This window comes from Amycolatopsis sp. NPDC051071 (assembly GCF_040682875.1).
GTDB lineage: Bacteria > Actinomycetota > Actinomycetes > Mycobacteriales > Pseudonocardiaceae > Amycolatopsis.
In genome coordinates, this window is the sequence record NZ_JBFBBY010000002.1 from 121,552 (window position 1) to 138,592 (window position 17,041).

Genomic DNA, 17,041 nt, shown 5'->3' on the forward strand with positions numbered 1-17,041 from the left:
GGCCCGTTACTGGCCGTTCATCGCGTTTCTCAGCTGAGGGGCCGGAAGCCCACGCGCTCCGCGTCGGTGGCCGTCCGGAACCAGACCTCGGCGACCATCTTCGGGAACTGGGGCGAATCCTCGGTGCAGTACCGCAACGCCGTCACGCTGGCCTTGACCGAGAAGTCGTCGGCGGGACGGCCACCACCCGGCCGCGGCATCGCGGAACCCGGACCGAACGGGCCCGGCGGAACGGATTCTGAGACAGGAGCAGCCGTCTGCCGTGCGGGCGGGGGCTCCGGCGCGGGCATCGAGTCGCCCGGCTGGACGGCGGGCTCGAACAGCGAGCCACTCTGGCCACCGGACAGCTCCGGCTCACGACGTTCGATCGCCCGCATCGACGGCGTGATCGGCTGCGGCGGCTCGAAACCGCCGCGTACCGTGCCGCGCGGCGTGCGCTTGGGCAGTACCTGAGTGGCTTCGGCGGGTGTCTGCGGCTCCGAGTCGAGGAGACCGGCCTTCGCTTCTTCGTCGGAACCGAAGGCGTACGCGGGCGGGTGCTGCAGCTCTTCTTCCCGCTCGAACCAGTTGGTCTCGACGGGTGCCTGCTCCGTGTCGACGCGCGACGACGGACTGAACAGCGAAACCGGCTCGGGCTGCGTCTCGACGCCTTCGGGATCCAGCTGGATCTCCAGGCGGGACCGGTACGGTCCGTCACCCGGCAGCACCGGTTGCGGTTCGGGCAGCGGTTCGGGTTCGGGTTCCGGCAGCGGTTCGGGCTCGATGTCCAGCTGCGACGCGGGCTGGAGGTACTCCGTCGCTGCGGCCGCGTACGGATTCGCAGGCTGGGGTTCGGGCTCGGGTTCCGGAAGGGGCTCGGGGTCCAGCTGAGCGGCCGGGATGTACTGCGTCCGCTCGGCCGAGGACTCAGGCTCCGTGTCGGGCGCGGTGCGGTACTCGGCCTCGTACTCTTCTTCTGGCTCGAAGGTCCGCGTCGGGGTGTGCACCGGTTCCGGCGCCGTCTCCTCGACGACGTCCCCGGCGGTGTACTCGGCGTACTCGGACGGTTCCGGGTCCTTCTCCTCGACCGGTTCGGTCCACGGCTGCGCCGGCTCGTGCTCGGTGAGCGTCTCGGGGTAAGCGGGCTTCGGCTCCTCGGCGGCCGCGAACTCCTCGTCCAGCTCGTCGTGCGACGGCTTGGTGAAGTACGCGGTCCCACCGGCGGCGGCCGCGGCACCCGCGCCGAACGTCACCCCGGCAGGCAGCCGGGACGACTCGGCGTGCGTCGCGGCCAGCGAGCTCTCCAGCTCACGGATGCGCTTGCGCGCGGGAAGCACCAGTACCAGCCAGGTGAGCAGAGCGCCGACGACGAACGCCAGCAGACTCCACAGCCAGACCTGTCCGAAAATGGACATCTATCCTGCCCCTTTAATGCGTTCGCGCGACCAGGTAGTCAGCGACCGATTCGCAGGCGTCCCGGGCGGGTGACGCGGGCAGCGCCGCGAGCTCGGCACGCGCTCGCCGAGCGTAGTCGGAAAGAGTTTCGCGTGCGCGTTCGAGTCCGGACGAGACCCGCAGCAGGTCCAGGGCCTCGGCGACGAGCTTGTCGTCGGAGATCGGCCCGGACAGCAGCTCGACCAGGCGCGGGTCGGTGGCCGGGTCGGCGAGCGCGTAGAGCATCGGAAGCGTGCTGACGCCTTCGCGCAGGTCTGTGCCCTGCGCCTTGCCGAGCTCGTCCGAAGGTGACGCGATGTCGATGACGTCGTCCGAGATCTGGAACGCCGTCCCGATGATGTCGCCGAAACGGCGAAGCGCGTCGATGTACTCGTCGGGCGCGCCGGACATCATTCCGCCGAAGCGACCCGACGTGGCGATCAGCGAACCGGTCTTCTGCGCGATCACGGTGAGGTAGTGCTCGACGGCGTCGTCACCCTCGGCGGGGCCGACCGTCTCCCGCATCTGGCCGGTGACCAGCTCGCCGAAGGTCTCGGCGATGATCCGGGCCGCGTCGGTGCCGAGGTCGGCGACCAGCCGCGAAGCGTGCGCGAACAGGAAGTCGCCGGTCAGGATCGCGATGGTGTTGTCCCAGCGGGCGTTGACGCTCTCCGCACCGCGGCGCATCGTCGCCTCGTCCATCACGTCGTCGTGGTACAGCGTCGCGAGGTGCACCAGCTCGACCGCGGCCGCGGCGGTGACCACCTGGTCGCCCTGCTTCGGCCCGAACTGCGAAGCCAGCAGCGTGAACAGCGGACGGAAACGTTTGCCCCCCGCCTCGACCAGATGCGAAGCGGCGTCCTCGACGGCCTTGACGTCACTGCGGACGACGTCGCGGAGCAAGGTCTCGACATCGGCGAGACCCGTCGCGAGGGTGCGCAGGAGCTGTTCGTCGGCGATCTGGAGTCCCACGGACGCGCGCAGGTCCTCGATGGCACCACCTGGGGCAGGTGAAGACACAGACACGTCGGCTCCGCTCTCTTTGACTCCGGTTCGGGATTGCTTCCAGCGTAGTGGCTAGCCACTCGGGCCTGTTGACGTGCTGTCCAGGGGAAACGGTGACGAATATGACACCCCTCCCGAGTATCCTCTTGCTCTTCGCACGAACTGGGGAAACAACATGACGACACCGGATGATTCCGGCGACAGATCCGCCTGGGCACCGCCGCCGTACGACCGCCGGGAACAACGCTCGACGGTGTGGATCACCGTCGTCCTGTTCGCCGGTTTCATGGCGCTGATGCTGGTCGTGGCCGCACTGGTAGTCGGTGGCCTGAGGGAGGCGAAGTCGGCTGGCGCCGTCCAGACGCCGCCGTCGGCCGCCAAGCCGGTTCCGTCGTCCACCACGCCACAGCAGGCGAGCGAGCCCGCCCGCAAGTACGAGACGGCGAACAATCCGCTCGTCGCGCCGGGCATCACCCTCGACGGCGTGACCTGCGCCTTGCCGAAACTCGGCAACACACAGGAGAAGCTGGAACTGTTCTACAACGCGCTGGTGCCTTGCCTCGGCCAGGCGTGGAACCCCGCGCTCGGGAAAGCGAAGGAGCCGACGACCTCGGTCTTGCTCACCGCGGCCGAGACGAAAGACACGTCCTGCGGCTCGATGCCGCCCGCCGCGGAGGCCTCCGCCATGTATTGCCCGTCGAGCACCACCATCCACGCTCCATGGAAACGACAGGTCGACGGCGGCGTCGACCTCACCTGGCAGCTCTTCCTGTTCGCCCACGAGTACGCCCACCACGTCCAATACGAGTCGGGGATCATGACCCGGCACGACCGGGACGTCGTGGACCTCGGAGACGATCGCCCGAAGGCACTGGAACTGGGCCGCCGCCTCGAACTGCAGGCGGACTGCTTCAGCGGCCTCTTCCTGGCGCAGGCAGCCGGTCGCGGGTCGATCTCCAAGGCGTCGATCGCACCGATCGGCGGTCCCGGCTTCAACCCCGAGAACAGTGAAACCCACGGCTCGACGAAGAACGCGGCGTTGTGGCAGAAGCGCGGTTTGAAGGGGAAGGACACCTCGGCTTGCAACACCTTCGCGGCACCGGCCGCGGAGGTTTCCTGAGCGGGAGTGCTTCAGCTGGCCTCGGGCTTGTCCATGAAACATTTGGGACACTCAACGTCCCAGATCCTTCATAGCCGCGGACAGCTGCCTCCGGACCGACCACGCGTGGGGCTTACCCCTCAGTCAGCGGCGACGGACCTTGATGTCGTCCATGCAAGTCGCCTTGCCCGCCACGTCTCGATAGGGATAGCCCTTCGCGTCCAGTAGTTCCATCACCTTCAGCTCGGCCTCGTCGAGCACGTCGCGCTCCTCCTCGCCCCGCAGCGTGACGCGGAAGGTGAACGCGCCGAGGTGCGCGCTGTAGGTCAGCAGGCCGTCCTCGGTGAACCCGATCGCCTGGTGGTGACTCAACTCGGCAAGCAGCCGGGTGCGGGTCCCGGCGTCGGGGTGGTCGAACTTGCCGTTGACGAGGACGCGGTAGGTCGGCATGTCATCGAATATACAGACCTGTATCCGGATATGAACCTGAATATCCAACGAGTGTCCATGATCCACGGACGAGTGAAACGGCCATCACGCACGCAACACGCGAATCCGACACACAGATAGTGATCACAAAGGGGAAGAACGGCCATCCGGCTCGCTCTCCGTCACCAAGGAGGAAGCGAATTGCGCAGCACCATGGCACGTCGGGCAGGCCTGGTCGGCACGATCCTGCTCGCCGGTCTCGGGGCCGGAGTGACACCGGCCGCCGCGTCGAATCCTGTGGGCGTCGCGTCTCTCGGTTCCGCGGCCTTCACCAAGGGCAACGCGGCGCCGATCTCGATCCCGTCGCTCGGCGACTGCGCGGTCGAGGGACCGACAGCCAACTCGTCCGGGGTCGTCACGAAGACCGGGATCACGTTCGGTGGCGGCACGTCGGCGTGCACGACCACCGTCGTCGACCCGGACACCGACGCGACCTCCACGAAGTCCGAGGCGAAGGGCAAGAACTTCGAACTGTCGGCACTCGTCTCGTCGAGCGGGCCGCGGATCAAGATCCGGGAGTACACCGTCACCTGCACGGCGACCCAGCAGGGCACGAACGCGAGCTGGACCTACAGCGCGGTGACCGGACTCGGTACCTTGCCGAACCCGGTTCCGGTGGGCTACGTCAAGCCGATCACCAAGTCCGACGGCACCCTGCTCGCCGAAGCGATCTTCAACGAACAGATCTTGCCGGGCAACGGCAGCATCGCGCTCACCATGTTGCGGATCAAGTTCGCTCCCGGCTCGGGCATCACCGGTGAAGTGCTCCTCGGGCGCACGGCCTGCTCCCCCACTCCTTAGTAGTCACAGCCGTAGTAATCACAGCCGTAGTAGTCACAGCGCGATCGAGGGGCGTCCGGGACAGAACCCGGGCGCCCTTCTTTCTTGTCTGGCTTATATAAGTACAGGCTGATATATTGGCGGCAACCGAGCCGAGGAGGACCCGTGGTCGACGTGACCAGCCAGATCAACTCAGTGCAGCGCAAGCTGGGCAGCCGCGTGGTCGAAGCGGGTGAAGCGGTGACGGCCACCGTCAGCCAGGTCTACGACACCGGCCTCGACGACCTCTGGGACGCCTGCACCAACCCCGAGCGCATCCCACGCTGGTTCCTGCCGGTCAGCGGTGACCTTCGCGCCGGCGGCAAGTACCAGCTCGAAGGCAACGCCGGCGGGACGGTCGAGCGTTGCGATCCACCGAAGAGCTTCGCCGCGACCTGGGAGTACGGCGGCGACGTCAGCTGGGTCGAGGTCCGGCTGAGCGCCGAACCCGACGGGCGCACGCGGTTCGAACTCGACCACACCGCCGTCCCCAACGAGCACTGGAAGCAGTTCGGGCCCGGCGCGGTCGGTATCGGCTGGGACATGATGCTGAACGGCCTCGCTCTGCACCTTGAATCCGGCGAAACCAGCGACCCGGCCGCGGCCATGGCCTGGATGACCAGCGAGGACGGCGTCCGGTTCATGACGTTGAGCAGCGAGGCTTGGTACGAGGCCGACGTCGCCAACGGGACCGGCGCGGCCACTGCCCGCACGCGCGCCGACGCGACCCTCGCCGCTTACACCGCGCCTTCTGAGAGCTGAAGGTCTTTGGCGAGTTCCGGGGCGCGAAGGAGGTCGATGAGTTCGTCGTCCTTGCGGAAGACGGCATGGGCACCGGGCATCCCGGCCTGCCGCAGCATCGCGTGGAGGACGTCGGCGTGCGGCTGGTCGAGCAGGGTCCACACCATCGCTCGCCGCTTCACCTCGTCCCCCAGTTCCCGCGCGGTCCACCAGCCCGTGACGAGCGCGCTCACCTGGCTCACCGCCGTTTCCCGGCCACGCGCCAATTGCGCCCGGTTCAGCCCGCACACCTTGATCGTCTGCTCCCCCTTGACCGTCAGCGCCCGGTAAGTACCGATCGACAGCACCAGGAACAAATGCTCCAGCGGATCCTCGGCGGTCGGGTCGATCAGCAGGGTGTTCCCGTCGGCGTCCACCGGGAACAGGTCGCGTTTGTGGTGGCTGTTGCAGTATTCGCAGGCGAGCACGTGGTTGAGCCAGTCGAACGCGCGCCCTGGGTTCCGCGCGATCGGCTCGAAGTGGTCCACAGTGGACCCGAGGCCGTCGCCGCAGTACATGCAGTAACCGCGGCCGGCGGCCATGACGTCCAGGCCTTCACGCAGAGAACGCCGCACGGCACGGGAAACCCGCCACAATCGTCGTGCTTCCTTGCTGTCACCGGACGGGATCCGCGCGGTCAGGTCTTCGAGATCGGCGACCACCTTGCCCGGCAGCGCGATCCGGCGGATCCCGATCACCGATCGTCGGCCTCGAACCGTCGGGCCACCTCGTCCACCCGGCTCGGCGGCGAGCTGCTCAACATCTCCCGCAGACGTTCCCATTCCCGGACGCCGTTCGCGTCCGCCCGCCCGGTGGCCACCTGGAATTCGAGTTCCGCGAGATGTTCCCGCAATTCGACGGCCTGCGGCGAATAGGGAGTGTCCAAACCGAACAGATCGGAAAGCACCGCGTCGTCCCCGGTGCCGAAAACAACCCGCTCGTACAGCTCTTCGGAGACCACACGCGGCGGAACCTCTTCGTCCGGCCCGGAAAGCCGGATGAGCCCGCCGGGATCCGCGGCCTGGCAGACATAAGGACTGTGCGTGGTGACGATGAACTGGATTCGCGGGAAATGCGCCTTGAACCACGGCCCCATGCGTTTCTGCCACGACACGTGGAGATGCGCGTCGACCTCGTCGATGATCACGATGCCGGGGCTCTCGTGATCGAGCCCGGCGTTGTCGAGTTGTTTGAGCAGGTCGACCACCAGCGCGGTGACCGTGCGATAGCCGTCGCTCATCTCGCGCAGCGGGAACCGGTCGCCCCGGTACTCGACCCAGAGCCCGTCCGAGTCGACGTCGCGGATCCGGTAGCCGCCGGGCAGGAGGCCGTCGCCGAGGATCTCCAGCGCCGCGTCCTTCAGCTCGCGGGCACCCGCTTTCCCTTCCAGGGCACGGAGATGCTGGTTGATCAGCCAGGTGACACCCTCGGCGAGCGACGCGTCCTCGTGGAACAGGCTCGCCATCCGCGCCAGCGCTCCCGCGCCACGCATCCACGACTCGGCCTCGCCGCTGCCGCCCGCGAGCCGCCGGAACGGCCCGTACGCGGCGCAGAACGGCTGGCCCGGCGGGAGGCCGGAAATCGGCAGCAGCCCGGAGTCGAGCCAGCGGACCTCGACCGGCGCCGGTCCCTCCTCACGCATCACCGACAGCTGGATGGACCCGTTCGTCGTCCCCGTCGAGATCCAGCTCCCCGCGTCCGACAGCAGACCCCAGGCGACGTCCGGCGCCGCCGCGACCGCGATCGCCCGCAGCAGCGACGTCTTGCCGGAACCGTTGCGCCCGGCGAGGACCACCCAGCCGGGGCCGGGCAGCCGGAGGTCGACGGTGCGGGCACCGCTGAACCCGCGGATGTTCTCCAGCCGGACCCGCTCGATGTACATGGTGAAGAGCTTACGGCGGTGCGGCGTTCACCTGGCCACCCGAAAGTGGGTGGCCATCACGAGTTCCATCACGGCCCGCGCCCGCGCGACATCCACAGCCGAAACCACCTTCGAGCGCTCCCAATCGTCGATACCGCGTTCCGGTTGGGGCGAGATCCGCAGCCGGATATGCCCGCGTGCGTCGAGATTCCCCAGCGGCGAGACATAAAGGGAGAGTTCTCGGTCGTCCTTCGAGCGGAACGCGACTCCCGGGTTCCCGCTGAACGAGGCCCGCTGGTGGTCTTTGAAGGTCTTGTTCGGATCCGCGAGCCACTCCCCCGGCGCACCGCCGTTCGCGGTCGCCCCGGCCTCGATCTGAAGCCGATGCAGTGGCTCGACGAAGTAACAGGCGCCCGGAGTGGCGATCGGCGCGAAATCCGGCCCGAAGGTCTTCTTGACCGCGTCACGGAACACCGCGCATTCGACGTTCGGATCAGCCGCACCGGCGGCGAGGATCAGCTCCGCACCCGTGGGCACCTGCGCGTCGACCGCCGGATCGCAGTCGCCCCCCTTGCTGTTGGAGACCCAGTTCGCGCAAGCCCCGACCCGGCCGCTGTCCTGACCGTCCGGCGGGTAGACCAGCTCGCGAGGAAGCTTCGCCGCACCGGCGGTGGCGAAGTCGCGGAGGAGTTCGCAGTCCTTGCTCCGGCTCATCCCGAGCTCGAATTTGACCGCACGCTGGAAACTGACCGGAACCGTGATCGCGCAACCGGCGATCCCACTCTCACGATGGGTTTCGACCTGGTAGGCCTTCACGCCGCCCAGGTCGACCACGGCTCCGTCGTCCCGGAGCGACGTGTGACCCGGGTCCATGTCGTGGACGTAGACGAGGTCCTCGTACCCGTCACGGTAGAGCGTGCACCACTTCTTGCCGTCCTTCAGTTCGGGTTCGCGCGTAACGGGCCGGGTATCGCCGCCTCTTCTGCGCTCGTAGACGGCGAGATCCAGCAGCGTGCAGAAGTCGAGTGCGGTCAACGCCGTGCCGACAGCCTGTTCGTCACGATCGGCGGGACGAGGCTGTTTCGGCTGCCATTTCGAAAACTGCGGTCGCGGTGGGGGCGTATCCACGGAATCCGTACACGCCGCCAGCAGCCCGACGAGTACTGCGCCGAGAATCACTCTTCGAAACTTCATTACGCAGAGTATGAGCAGGTCAGGTGACGCCCACCAGCATGGACCCCGTATTTCGGAGTCATTCATACGATCGATTTTCACGGATAGTCACCAGCGTCCGCAACGCTATTCAAGAGGGAACGGAACTCCATGCGGACTGGTTCGCCGCCTCCGGAACCCTGGTAATCTTCCCCGCGTCGGATTACGCAGGGTGCATCGGGGATAACGCGCCTTGTAGCCACGGGAGGGGCACATGACGATGGTGACTTCGGGGCGAGTTCGCCCATTCAGCGGGGATCGATTCGGGGCGACAGTGGTGCATGGCCGTGGCTGAGGGCTCTCCGACCTATGAGCCGGGGGTGCACTGGGATGAGGTCACTCGATTCAGGCCGTCCGGCGGGGCCTACGGGACGCCGGTTGCCGAAGGGTCGGGGTTCAAGTACGACGAGGCAACCCTTCACGAACTGGTGAAGGAGTGGACCGACCTGGCGAAGGAGTACACGACGGACCGCTACGAGGCCCAGCTGATCGCCATCTCCATGCCTCCAGGGCGGGAATATGCCAGCGAAGGAAATGCGCAAGTCACTCGCGAGTCTGGGAAGGCGCTCATGGACGCGCTCGACGCGCGCAGTGCCTACTGCGAGGCCATGGCCGACAAGTACCGGACCGCTCTCGGCAAGTACGCCACCGCTGAGGACGGCGCAACCTCAGCTATCAATCAGCAACCGAAGGGCCTCGCCTGATGCGACGCACCATCCTTGTTCTCGGTGCGGCCGCACTCGCACTCTCCGCATGTTCGACCCCCACTACCAATGGCACCCCTACGCCCACCAGCGGTGGCACAAGCCCGAGCCCATCGAACCCAGCCAGCCCGGCACCTGGCGTTCCCAAGGTCGGCAATCCGATCGATCTGACTCGCGTCAAACAGAGCCCCTGTAGCGCCCTAACAAGCACGCAAGCCAAAGACCTCCTCGGTCAGAGCGTCGAGTCGAAGGGACGGGAGGGCCAGTTCGGACCCGCATGCTTATGGTCCATTCCGTCCGCCATCCGTCCACACGTCGATGTGCTCTTCAGCAATCTGCCTGACAGCGGCACAGCCAGGTTTTACGCCGCCAAAGGCACGGACTACAAGCTCCTCGAACCGATCGAACCCATCGACGGCTACCCCCTGACCGCTTACGGCACGGAAGATGAACGAACCAGCAAAGGTCGATGCGCCGTGGCGCTGGGTACCAGCAACACCGAGACCATCAGCATTGCCCTTGAGCAGTCCGAGGCCAACATCGGCAAGAAAGACCCCTGCGACGCTGCGCGCGAAGCCGCGATCAGGGTTCTGACCACCATCCGAGGGGGAAACTGATGGTCGCCGAAGGACCGCTCACCGCAGCCCAGATCTACGAACAAGTCACCGGCGGCAAGGGCATCGGCTCGCTCTCTAAAGCTCAAGAATGCGCCTACAGCCTGGCCCAGCGTTACCACGAACGCGGGGCTCAGATTACCGCGCTCGGCCAGAAGGTCCTCTCCGGCTGGCAAGGCCAGGCCGGGAGCGCGGCTTCCGACGCGACGAAGCCGCTCGTCGAGGCCTCCATGGACGACGCGATGCATCTGGCGAGGGCCCAAGGCGCCATCACGTCGCAGATGGGCGCGTTCGGGGCGGCGAAGAACTCGGTCAAGCCGGTGCCGCCGGAGCAGCCCGCGCCCACGGCGGAGGATGTCGCGGGGATCCTCGATGGCAACGGCGGCTACTGGAACAAGGTCAAGGGTTACCAGGCGGACAGCCAGCACAACATCGACACCTTCGCGACATACCACTCGGCCAGCACGTCCAACGGTGACGAGCTGCCCGCCCAGTACGCGCAGCTCACCGATCCCGGCGGTTCCGTGACGCTGGACGACGGCAGCTCCGGGAAGCCGTCGGCGAAGGGGTTCGGCGACGACGGTCGCGGGCCCGGTATCGGCGAGCCGTATCGCGGGACGAGTGGGCCCGGCACATCAGGCGGGCTTGGGCCGGAGCAGGGCGCCGGGCACAGCGGCCCCCAGCCCGGACAAGGCCCCCAGCCGGGCCAGTCCCAGCCCGTCCAGCCGCACCCGGTCCAGCCCCATCCTGGCGCGCAGCAGCCCGACGACGGGACCCGCGCGAACTCGTACACGCCGCCCCAGTCCAATCCGATCGTGCCACCGGCGGCGAACCTCGACTTCGGGCCGACCGGCAAGCCCGGCACCGGGTACAACCCGCCCGGCACCTTCCCGCCCGGGTACGGCCCGTTCGGTCCGGGAACGGGCGGCCCGGCAACCGGCGGACCAGGGACCAGCGGCCCGGGAACCGGCGGCAGGTCGCCGGGAGGTCCTGGAGGCGGCTACCGAGGCGCTGTCCCCGGCGGTCCTGGACAGCCTGGTCTTGGCGGACGCAGCGGCGCCGGGATGCTGGGCGAAGGCGTCGGCGGCCGCGGTGCGGCGGGAGCTGCCGGTGCGGGCGGACGTGGCGGCGCGAACGGGATGCCGATGGGCGCGGGCGCCGGCGGCAAGGGTAAGGGTGAGGAGGACAAGGAGAAGAAGGCTCCGGCGTACCTCCAGAACCCGGATCCCGACGAGACCTTCGGCGGCTACAACGAAAAGCCGATGCCGCCGGTGATCGGCGAAAAGAAGAACTAGCACCACAGTCCCAGGGGAGGGAGACACGTGGTGCTCGCGCGCCCGGTCGAGATCACGCTCGACACCTTGCTGACCGCGTTCCGTCACGCCGGTTGCGGAGATCCGCATCTGATCTTCGCGGGCGGCCTGCGCTATATCCCGCCGTCGTCGCGCAACGGCGAGGACAGGGCGGCGTTCGAGGAACTCGGCGGGCTCGGGTTCACCGAGGGTAAGCGGTTGACCAGCGACTTCGAGGACATCCTGCACATACTCGACCGGCCGAACACCGAGTACTACGCGACCGTGCGAACGGAGACGGAGCAGTACAGCGCGCTCGTCGCCGTTCGCGGGCGGGCGGCGGTGACCGCGATCTGCGAGGGCGACCGGGTGTGGCTGAAGAGTGTGCGGACGGCCGACCGCGCGGCGGCGCTCGTGACGAATCTGCCGGAGTTCCCGGCGGCGCAGTTCGCACCGTTTTCCTTGCCACAGCAGGACTTCAAGCTCAGCGCCGGAAGCGGTCTCTATGACGACGAAGCCGAGTCGCGAAGCCGTGAGGCACGGCGGCTGGACGAGGTTTTCGACCAGCCCTACTTCGGCGTCGGGTTCTTCGCCGCGGCCAAGCATCCCGACGGCGGGAAGCGCACCGAAGCCACCGATGACCTGACCTATCTGGACATCGACGCCGGACGGGTGGCCATGCACGTGACCGGCTCACCCTCGAACCGCTACATCACCGTCCTGCCCGGCGAACCCACGCTACTGGCTCAGAAGGTCGCCGCGTTGCGCGCGAGCCTCGACCACTGACTCGATCAGGCGCACCGAACGCACGGGATCCAGCGCCACGGCGTCCACAGTGGACTGGAGATACGGTTCGACATCAGCGGGTCTGTGGAGGAAAAGCCCGGATCGCCGATATTCCAGATAGACCATCGGCTTGGCGTCGCCGAACTCCAGCAGAACGTGGACGCCGGGATGCCAACCAGCGGAGAAAGGGACGACTCGCAGGTCGACAGCAGGTCGTCCGGCCATCGAAACGAGATGCCGGAGCTGGTTCCCCAGCACCCTTGGGCCGCCGATCTGGCGGTGCAAAGCCCCTTCGTCGATATACGCGACCAGCTTTGGCGGGTTCTTCAGCTCCAGCACTTTCTGCCGTTCCCGCCGCAACTCCAGCCACGATTCGATTTCCGCGGCCGGAACCCCTGTGACGGCCAATGCGGCCCTGGCGTACGAGGGCGTCTGCATCAGGACGGGCAGCAGCACGGTGCAAGACTCGATGATCTTGGTGGCGTCGAGTTCGTAGTGGGCAAGGATCTTCGCCTGTCCGTACACCCCGGCGTCGCGAGTTTCCAGCCAGTTGGGCCGGTCGATGTCGCGCGACAACGTGAGCAGTGCATCCCGGTGTTCCCCGGTGACCTGGTAGACCGCGAGCAGTGCTGACACCTCTTCGGCGGACGGGGGGCGGACCCCGGTTTCGATCCGGCTGATCGTCGATTGCGACCAGGCCAGCTTGTCGGCCACTTCGGTCATGGCCAGCCTGGCGGCCCTCCGCTCGACTCGAAGCCCCTCGGCCAGTGCTCGCGCCCGAGGTGTCGGTTTCGGTCTTGGCATCGCTCCCCTTCTCCAGGCGAGAACGATGCCAGGTGCGCTCCGGCAATTCAGTCACTCAGTAGCTGTCTTCGTCCGTCCAATCAGTGTGTGCGAAGTCTTCGTCGTCGACCGGCGGGCGAGGCTTGCGAGGCTTCTGGACCGGCGGCGTCAGTGGCTGCGCGACGGTTTCCGGCTTCGGAGCGTCGTGAGCCGCGGCTTCGGGTACGGGTGTCCCGTCGGGCCAGTAAGCCCGTGGCGATGGGCGAGGTCTTCGGTCTCCCGGACGAACGCGCTGATCCGCTCAAGCGCGATCTGCACTTCATGGGCGCCACGCCGGACGGCCGACGCCTGCGCGACCAGTTGCTCCGCTGTGGTGATCAGCGAATTTCCCCGCGTCGAAGCGGCGACGGACGCGTCGCCGGTCCAGCCGTCGAACCGTGCCATCGCCTCGACGTCGTCGTTCGCGCCGATGATCCGGGCGCACCAGGCGTTGAGGTCGTCCGCGATCTTTCCCACCGCGGCCGGATCCCACCGCCGGACGTCGGTCCACGTGACCATCAGACCGGCCTTCGCCCGCCACCGGGGACCATCGGACGCAAGTCATGGACAGCGGCCTGCTCGCCGGCCCGGTAGCGCACCACGGCCTGATCCAGTTGTGCCGAGTAGGCGTCCACGTTCTCGACCCAGCTTGGCACCGCGCGACCCCACGAGTCCGCGAGAAGCCGCGCCGCTTCACTGGAGACCCCGCCTGGCAGGGCCACCGGGACACCGGCCAGTCCCGCCGCGAGATCCGTCGGACGGACCACGTCGGCCGCCCGTTTCGCCGCCCCGCCGACGACTCGATCGCTGTCAAGACAACCTCGTACTCACCCGGCATCGCACCCTCCCCATAGCGTGACAACGTGACCACACTATGACGCAAGGAAAGGCCCTCTCCACCGAAGTGAAGAGGGCCTTTCGAGTGAACGAAACCTACTTGAGGGCGAAGCCGCCGGAGCCCGCCCAGTCCAGCGCGAACGCCGGGATCAGCCCGAGCACCAGCGTGACGATGACGCCGAGCGTGATCGCGGTGGTGGTGAACGCCCCGGGCACGGTGACGGCAGGGCCGTCGGGTGCCGGTTCGGAGAAGTACATCAGCACGATCACCCGCAGGTAGAAGAACGCGGCGACCGCGCTGAACACCAGTGCGATGACGACCAGCGGCGCCATCCCGTCGGACAGTGCCGCCGAGAAGACCACAAACTTGCCGACGAACCCGCTGGTCAGCGGAATACCGGCCAAGGCGAGCAGCAGGAAGGTGAACACCCCGGCCACCACGGGCGACCGTTTCGCCAGCCCCGCCCACGCGGACAAATGCGTCGCTTCGCCGTTCGAGTCCCGCACCAGCGAGACGATGCCGAAAGCGGCGAGCGTGGTGAAGCCGTAGGCCAGCAGGTAGAACAGCGTGCTCGAAAGGCCCTGCTCGGTCATCGTGATCGCACCCACGAGCAGGAACCCGGCGTGCGCGATGGACGAGTAGGCGATCATGCGTTTGACGTCGGTCTGCGTGAGGCCTAGCACCGCACCGATCAGCATCGAGATGATCGCGACGCCCCAGAGGACCCCACGCCATTCCCAGCTGGTCGATTCGAACGCCACCGAGAACACCCGCAGGATCCCGCCGAACGCGGCGACCTTGGTGCACGCGCCCATGAACGCGGTGACCGGCGTCGGCGCGCCCTGGTAGACGTCCGGGGTCCAGGTGTGGAACGGACCGACGGAGCCCTTGAACAGCAGGCCGACCGCGAGCAGCCCGAGCCCGGCGAACAGCAGTGTGTCCGAACGGTCCGAACCGGCGGCGGCGTTGGCGATGTCCGAAAGCTTCACGGAGTTCGCGTAGCCGTACAGCAGCGCGAGGCCGTAGAGGAAGAACGCCGACGAGAACGCGCCGAGCAGGAAGTACTTGACCGCGGATTCCTGCGAGAGCAGGCGACGCCGCCGCGCGAGACCACACATCAGGTACAACGGCAGGCTCAGCACCTCAAGGGCGATGAACATGGTCAGCAGGTCGTTGGCCGCGACGAACGCCATCATGCCGCCGAGCGCGAACAACGTCAGCGGGAAGACCTCGGTCTGCATGCCGGTGGTGCCGACCTGCGCGCGGTCCTGCAGCGTGCCGGGCCGGATACCGGCCTGCGCGACGAACGCGCCGCCCGGTTCGACCGAGCGGTCCGCGATCAGGAGCACGGCGCCCAGCGCCAGCGCCAGCAGCGTGCCCCAGAGGAACAGCGACGGCCGGTCGACGGCGATGGCGCCGCTGAAGGTCGTGATGCCGCTCTTCGGTGCGGACGAGCTCGCGTACCAGACCAGGAAGACGCCCGCCGCCCCGATCCCGACCAGGGACAGGAAGACCTGCGACGGCCACCGCATGTGCTTGGGCAGGAAGGCTTCGAACAGCACGCTGACACACGCGACCCCGAGAATGATCAGGATCGGTGTGACGGCGAAGTAGTCGATCGACGGCACCTGCACCGCTGGCGCCTGAGTCAAGAAGAGCACGGTTTACTTGCCTCCCTGTACGGACGACATGGTCGCCTGCACCGACGGGGTGATCGTGTCGAGCACCGGCTTCGGATAGAACCCGAGCGCGATGATCAGCACGACCATCGGCGTCAGGATCGCGATCTCCTTGCCGCCGAGGTCCTTGATGGCTTTGGTCGCCCCGAGTTCGGGAGCGATCGCCGTACCCGGGCCTCCACCCGCCGCCATCAGGGCATCACCGCGGACGGGGCCCTGCATGACGCGCTGGTAGAGCCAGAGCACGTACGCCGCGGCCAGCACCATGCCGACCGTCGCGATGATCGTGTACACCGGGTGGTCCACAAAGGACCCCAGCAGCACCAGGAACTCACTGATGAAGGAGTTCGTGCCGGGCAAGGACAAAGTGGACAGACCGGCGATGAGCAACATCCCGCCCAGCAGCGGGGTCACCTTCGCCATGCCGCCGTAGTCGGAGATCTTGGTGGACCCGCCACGCATCACGATGAGCCCGACCACCACGATCAGCATCCCGGTGGCGAGGCTGTGGTTGAGCATGTACGACACCGAGCCGACCATCGCCTGCTCGTTGAAGGTGAAGATGCCCAGCGCGATGAAGCCGAAGTGGGCGATCGACACGTAGGCGATGAACCGTTTCATGTCGCGTTGCCCGGCGGCGAGGATCGAGCCGTAAAGGACACCCGCGACGGCGAGCACCAGCACGAACGGCGCGAGTTCCTTGCTGGCGTCGGGGAACATCGGGAGGCAGTAACGCAGGAACCCGAACGTGCCGACCTTGTCCAGCACACCCACCAGCAGTACCGCGACGCCGATGGGTGCCTGGCCCGCGGCGTCCGGTAGCCAGGTGTGGAACGGCACCAGCGGAGCCTTGATCGCGAAGGCGAGGAAGAATCCGATGAACAGCCAGATCTGCGTCCCCAACGGGGCGTCGCGGACGACGGTGACGAGCGTTTCCCAGTCGAAGGTGCCCTTGCCGAGTTCGTCCGACGCCATCGAGTAGGCCCCGATGGCCGAGGCCAGCATGATCAGGCCGCCGAGGAACGAGTACAGGAAGAACTTGACCGCCGCGTACTGCCGGTTCGCGCCGCCGTAGCCGCCGATCAGGAAGTACATCGGGATCAGCATGATCTCGAACAGCACGTAGAACAGGAAGACGTCGGTCGCGGCGAAGACGCCGATGGTCAATGCTTCCTGCACCAGGATCAGCGAGAGGAACCCGCCCGCCGAGCGCCCGGCCGGGAGCTTGTCGGTCAGGCCGAGTGAGCCGACCACGATCGGCACCAGCAGGCCGATGACCGCGATCATCACCAGCGCGATGCCGTCGATGCCGAACGAGATGTGGATGCCGAAGTTCGGGATCCAGTCCATCGAGGACTTCTGCTGGATCCGGTCACCCGAAGGCGCGTAGCTCGCCCACAGCGGGATCACCAGCAGGAACGTCAGGATGGACACCCCGAGTGCGGTGAGCGTCGCGAGCCTGTCGTTCTTCTTCATCCCCGCGACGACCGCGGCGCCGACCAGCGGCAGCAGGATGGTTGCGAGTAGCCAAGTCATGAGAGGGTCCTCACGGAAGTCGCGGCGAACGAAGCAACCGCAGAGCGCGCGCCGGCCGAAGGCCCCGCGATTGCGGGGGCAGGGCGCCCTGC

At 67.2% G+C, this 17,041-nt stretch carries 18 protein-coding genes; 7 read left to right on the forward strand and 11 right to left on the reverse strand.

Annotation, left to right across the window (positions count from 1 at the left end; translation table 11 throughout):
* Nucleotides 1-29: 29 nt before the first annotated feature.
* Together AB0M65_RS01305 and AB0M65_RS01310 are read right to left on the reverse strand one after the other, a co-directional pair.
* Nucleotides 30-1,394 carry a hypothetical protein gene (locus AB0M65_RS01305; protein WP_364019560.1) on the reverse strand — a complete coding sequence of 455 codons (1,365 nt, stop codon included), beginning with the start codon at nt 1,392-1,394 and terminating at the stop codon, nt 30-32.
* Between the two features lie 13 nt (nt 1,395-1,407).
* Nucleotides 1,408-2,433 (reverse strand): polyprenyl synthetase family protein, encoded by a 1,026-nt coding sequence (locus AB0M65_RS01310; protein ID WP_364019654.1) that lies wholly within the window; start codon nt 2,431-2,433, stop codon nt 1,408-1,410.
* Nucleotides 2,434-2,593: 160 nt separating this feature from the next.
* Here AB0M65_RS01310 and AB0M65_RS01315 point away from each other — a divergent pair, with 160 nt between their 5' ends.
* Nucleotides 2,594-3,538: a neutral zinc metallopeptidase gene (locus AB0M65_RS01315; protein WP_364019562.1), complete on the forward strand. Its 945-nt coding sequence runs from the start codon at nt 2,594-2,596 to the stop codon at nt 3,536-3,538.
* A gap of 123 nt (nt 3,539-3,661) precedes the next feature.
* On the opposite strand, the gene AB0M65_RS01320 is transcribed toward AB0M65_RS01315, so the two are convergent.
* The gene (locus tag AB0M65_RS01320; RefSeq protein WP_364019565.1) at nt 3,662-3,967 is read right to left on the reverse strand and encodes a DUF6204 family protein; all 306 of its coding nucleotides are present in this window, start codon (nt 3,965-3,967) and stop codon (nt 3,662-3,664) included.
* A 180-nt stretch (nt 3,968-4,147) separates the two neighbouring features.
* Here AB0M65_RS01320 and AB0M65_RS01325 point away from each other — a divergent pair, with 180 nt between their 5' ends.
* Both AB0M65_RS01325 and AB0M65_RS01330 read left to right on the forward strand, forming a co-directional pair.
* Entirely contained in the window at nt 4,148-4,807 is a 660-nt protein-coding gene (locus tag AB0M65_RS01325) for a hypothetical protein (protein ID WP_364019568.1), read from the forward strand.
* 144 nt (nt 4,808-4,951) lie between these two features.
* Nucleotides 4,952-5,587 carry an SRPBCC family protein gene (locus AB0M65_RS01330; protein ID WP_364019571.1) on the forward strand — a complete coding sequence of 212 codons (636 nt, stop codon included), beginning with the start codon at nt 4,952-4,954 and terminating at the stop codon, nt 5,585-5,587.
* Here the strand turns inward: AB0M65_RS01330 and AB0M65_RS01335 are convergent.
* Genes AB0M65_RS01335 through AB0M65_RS01345 form a run of 3 tightly spaced genes read right to left on the reverse strand, consistent with a single transcriptional unit; the run spans nt 5,563 to nt 8,660 of the window.
* On the reverse strand, nt 5,563-6,303 hold the full coding sequence (locus AB0M65_RS01335; protein WP_364019574.1) for an HNH endonuclease: 741 nt from the start codon (nt 6,301-6,303) through the stop codon (nt 5,563-5,565). The two genes, AB0M65_RS01330 and AB0M65_RS01335, sit on opposite strands and share 25 nt — an antisense overlap.
* Nucleotides 6,300-7,487, reverse strand: a complete 1,188-nt coding sequence (locus tag AB0M65_RS01340) for an AAA family ATPase (protein WP_364019577.1) — start codon at nt 7,485-7,487, stop codon at nt 6,300-6,302. The genes AB0M65_RS01335 and AB0M65_RS01340 overlap by 4 nt, the downstream gene beginning before the upstream one ends.
* A 27-nt stretch (nt 7,488-7,514) precedes the next feature.
* Nucleotides 7,515-8,660 carry a hypothetical protein gene (locus AB0M65_RS01345; protein ID WP_364019580.1) on the reverse strand — a complete coding sequence of 382 codons (1,146 nt, stop codon included), beginning with the start codon at nt 8,658-8,660 and terminating at the stop codon, nt 7,515-7,517.
* A gap of 299 nt (nt 8,661-8,959) precedes the next feature.
* Here AB0M65_RS01345 and AB0M65_RS01350 point away from each other — a divergent pair, with 299 nt between their 5' ends.
* The 4 genes from AB0M65_RS01350 to AB0M65_RS01365 are packed head-to-tail and all read left to right on the forward strand — an operon-like array spanning nt 8,960 to nt 12,074.
* Nucleotides 8,960-9,382: a hypothetical protein gene (locus AB0M65_RS01350; protein WP_364019583.1), complete on the forward strand. Its 423-nt coding sequence runs from the start codon at nt 8,960-8,962 to the stop codon at nt 9,380-9,382.
* Entirely contained in the window at nt 9,382-9,999 is a 618-nt protein-coding gene (locus AB0M65_RS01355; RefSeq protein ID WP_364019586.1) for a DUF3558 domain-containing protein, read from the forward strand. The genes AB0M65_RS01350 and AB0M65_RS01355 overlap by 1 nt, the downstream gene beginning before the upstream one ends.
* A complete protein-coding gene (locus AB0M65_RS01360; RefSeq protein ID WP_364019589.1) occupies nt 9,999-11,291 on the forward strand; it encodes a hypothetical protein in 1,293 nt (430 codons plus the stop codon). The genes AB0M65_RS01355 and AB0M65_RS01360 overlap by 1 nt, the downstream gene beginning before the upstream one ends.
* 27 nt (nt 11,292-11,318) lie before the next feature.
* Nucleotides 11,319-12,074, forward strand: coding sequence for an ESX secretion-associated protein EspG (locus tag AB0M65_RS01365; RefSeq protein WP_364019591.1), 756 nt, complete (start codon nt 11,319-11,321; stop codon nt 12,072-12,074).
* Here AB0M65_RS01365 and AB0M65_RS01370 read toward each other — a convergent pair.
* The 5 genes from AB0M65_RS01370 to AB0M65_RS01390 all read right to left on the reverse strand — a co-directional run bounded on the left by AB0M65_RS01370 (nt 12,027) and on the right by AB0M65_RS01390 (nt 16,949).
* Nucleotides 12,027-12,878: a helix-turn-helix transcriptional regulator gene (locus tag AB0M65_RS01370; RefSeq protein ID WP_364019594.1), complete on the reverse strand. Its 852-nt coding sequence runs from the start codon at nt 12,876-12,878 to the stop codon at nt 12,027-12,029. The two genes, AB0M65_RS01365 and AB0M65_RS01370, sit on opposite strands and share 48 nt — an antisense overlap.
* Nucleotides 12,879-13,025: 147 nt before the next feature.
* Nucleotides 13,026-13,415 (reverse strand): hypothetical protein, encoded by a 390-nt coding sequence (locus AB0M65_RS01375; protein WP_364019597.1) that lies wholly within the window; start codon nt 13,413-13,415, stop codon nt 13,026-13,028.
* Nucleotides 13,415-13,663, reverse strand: coding sequence for a hypothetical protein (locus AB0M65_RS01380; protein WP_364019600.1), 249 nt, complete (start codon nt 13,661-13,663; stop codon nt 13,415-13,417). The genes AB0M65_RS01375 and AB0M65_RS01380 overlap by 1 nt, the downstream gene beginning before the upstream one ends.
* Nucleotides 13,664-13,829: 166 nt before the next feature.
* Nucleotides 13,830-15,395 carry an NADH-quinone oxidoreductase subunit NuoN gene (gene nuoN, locus AB0M65_RS01385; protein ID WP_364019603.1) on the reverse strand — a complete coding sequence of 522 codons (1,566 nt, stop codon included), beginning with the start codon at nt 15,393-15,395 and terminating at the stop codon, nt 13,830-13,832.
* Nucleotides 15,396-15,398: 3 nt separating this feature from the next.
* A complete protein-coding gene (locus AB0M65_RS01390; protein ID WP_364019606.1) occupies nt 15,399-16,949 on the reverse strand; it encodes an NADH-quinone oxidoreductase subunit M in 1,551 nt (516 codons plus the stop codon).
* Nucleotides 16,950-17,041: the final 92 nt, after the last annotated feature.

Bases quoted from the DNA above. Each gene is read 5' to 3' on its own strand.
- AB0M65_RS01340 (WP_364019577.1), bottom strand. From the start codon at position 7,487: ATGTACATCGAGCGGGTCCGGCTGGAGAACATCCGCGGGTTCAGCGGT.
- AB0M65_RS01320 (WP_364019565.1), bottom strand. From the start codon at position 3,967: ATGCCGACCTACCGCGTCCTCGTCAACGGCAAGTTCGACCACCCCGAC.
- AB0M65_RS01360 (WP_364019589.1), top strand. From the start codon at position 9,999: ATGGTCGCCGAAGGACCGCTCACCGCAGCCCAGATCTACGAACAAGTC.
- AB0M65_RS01315 (WP_364019562.1), top strand. From the start codon at position 2,594: ATGACGACACCGGATGATTCCGGCGACAGATCCGCCTGGGCACCGCCG.
- AB0M65_RS01390 (WP_364019606.1), bottom strand. From the start codon at position 16,949: ATGACTTGGCTACTCGCAACCATCCTGCTGCCGCTGGTCGGCGCCGCG.
- AB0M65_RS01350 (WP_364019583.1), top strand. From the start codon at position 8,960: ATGGCCGTGGCTGAGGGCTCTCCGACCTATGAGCCGGGGGTGCACTGG.
- AB0M65_RS01375 (WP_364019597.1), bottom strand. From the start codon at position 13,415: ATGGTCACGTGGACCGACGTCCGGCGGTGGGATCCGGCCGCGGTGGGA.
- AB0M65_RS01370 (WP_364019594.1), bottom strand. From the start codon at position 12,878: ATGCCAAGACCGAAACCGACACCTCGGGCGCGAGCACTGGCCGAGGGG.
- AB0M65_RS01345 (WP_364019580.1), bottom strand. From the start codon at position 8,660: ATGAAGTTTCGAAGAGTGATTCTCGGCGCAGTACTCGTCGGGCTGCTG.
- AB0M65_RS01355 (WP_364019586.1), top strand. From the start codon at position 9,382: ATGCGACGCACCATCCTTGTTCTCGGTGCGGCCGCACTCGCACTCTCC.
- AB0M65_RS01305 (WP_364019560.1), bottom strand. From the start codon at position 1,394: ATGTCCATTTTCGGACAGGTCTGGCTGTGGAGTCTGCTGGCGTTCGTC.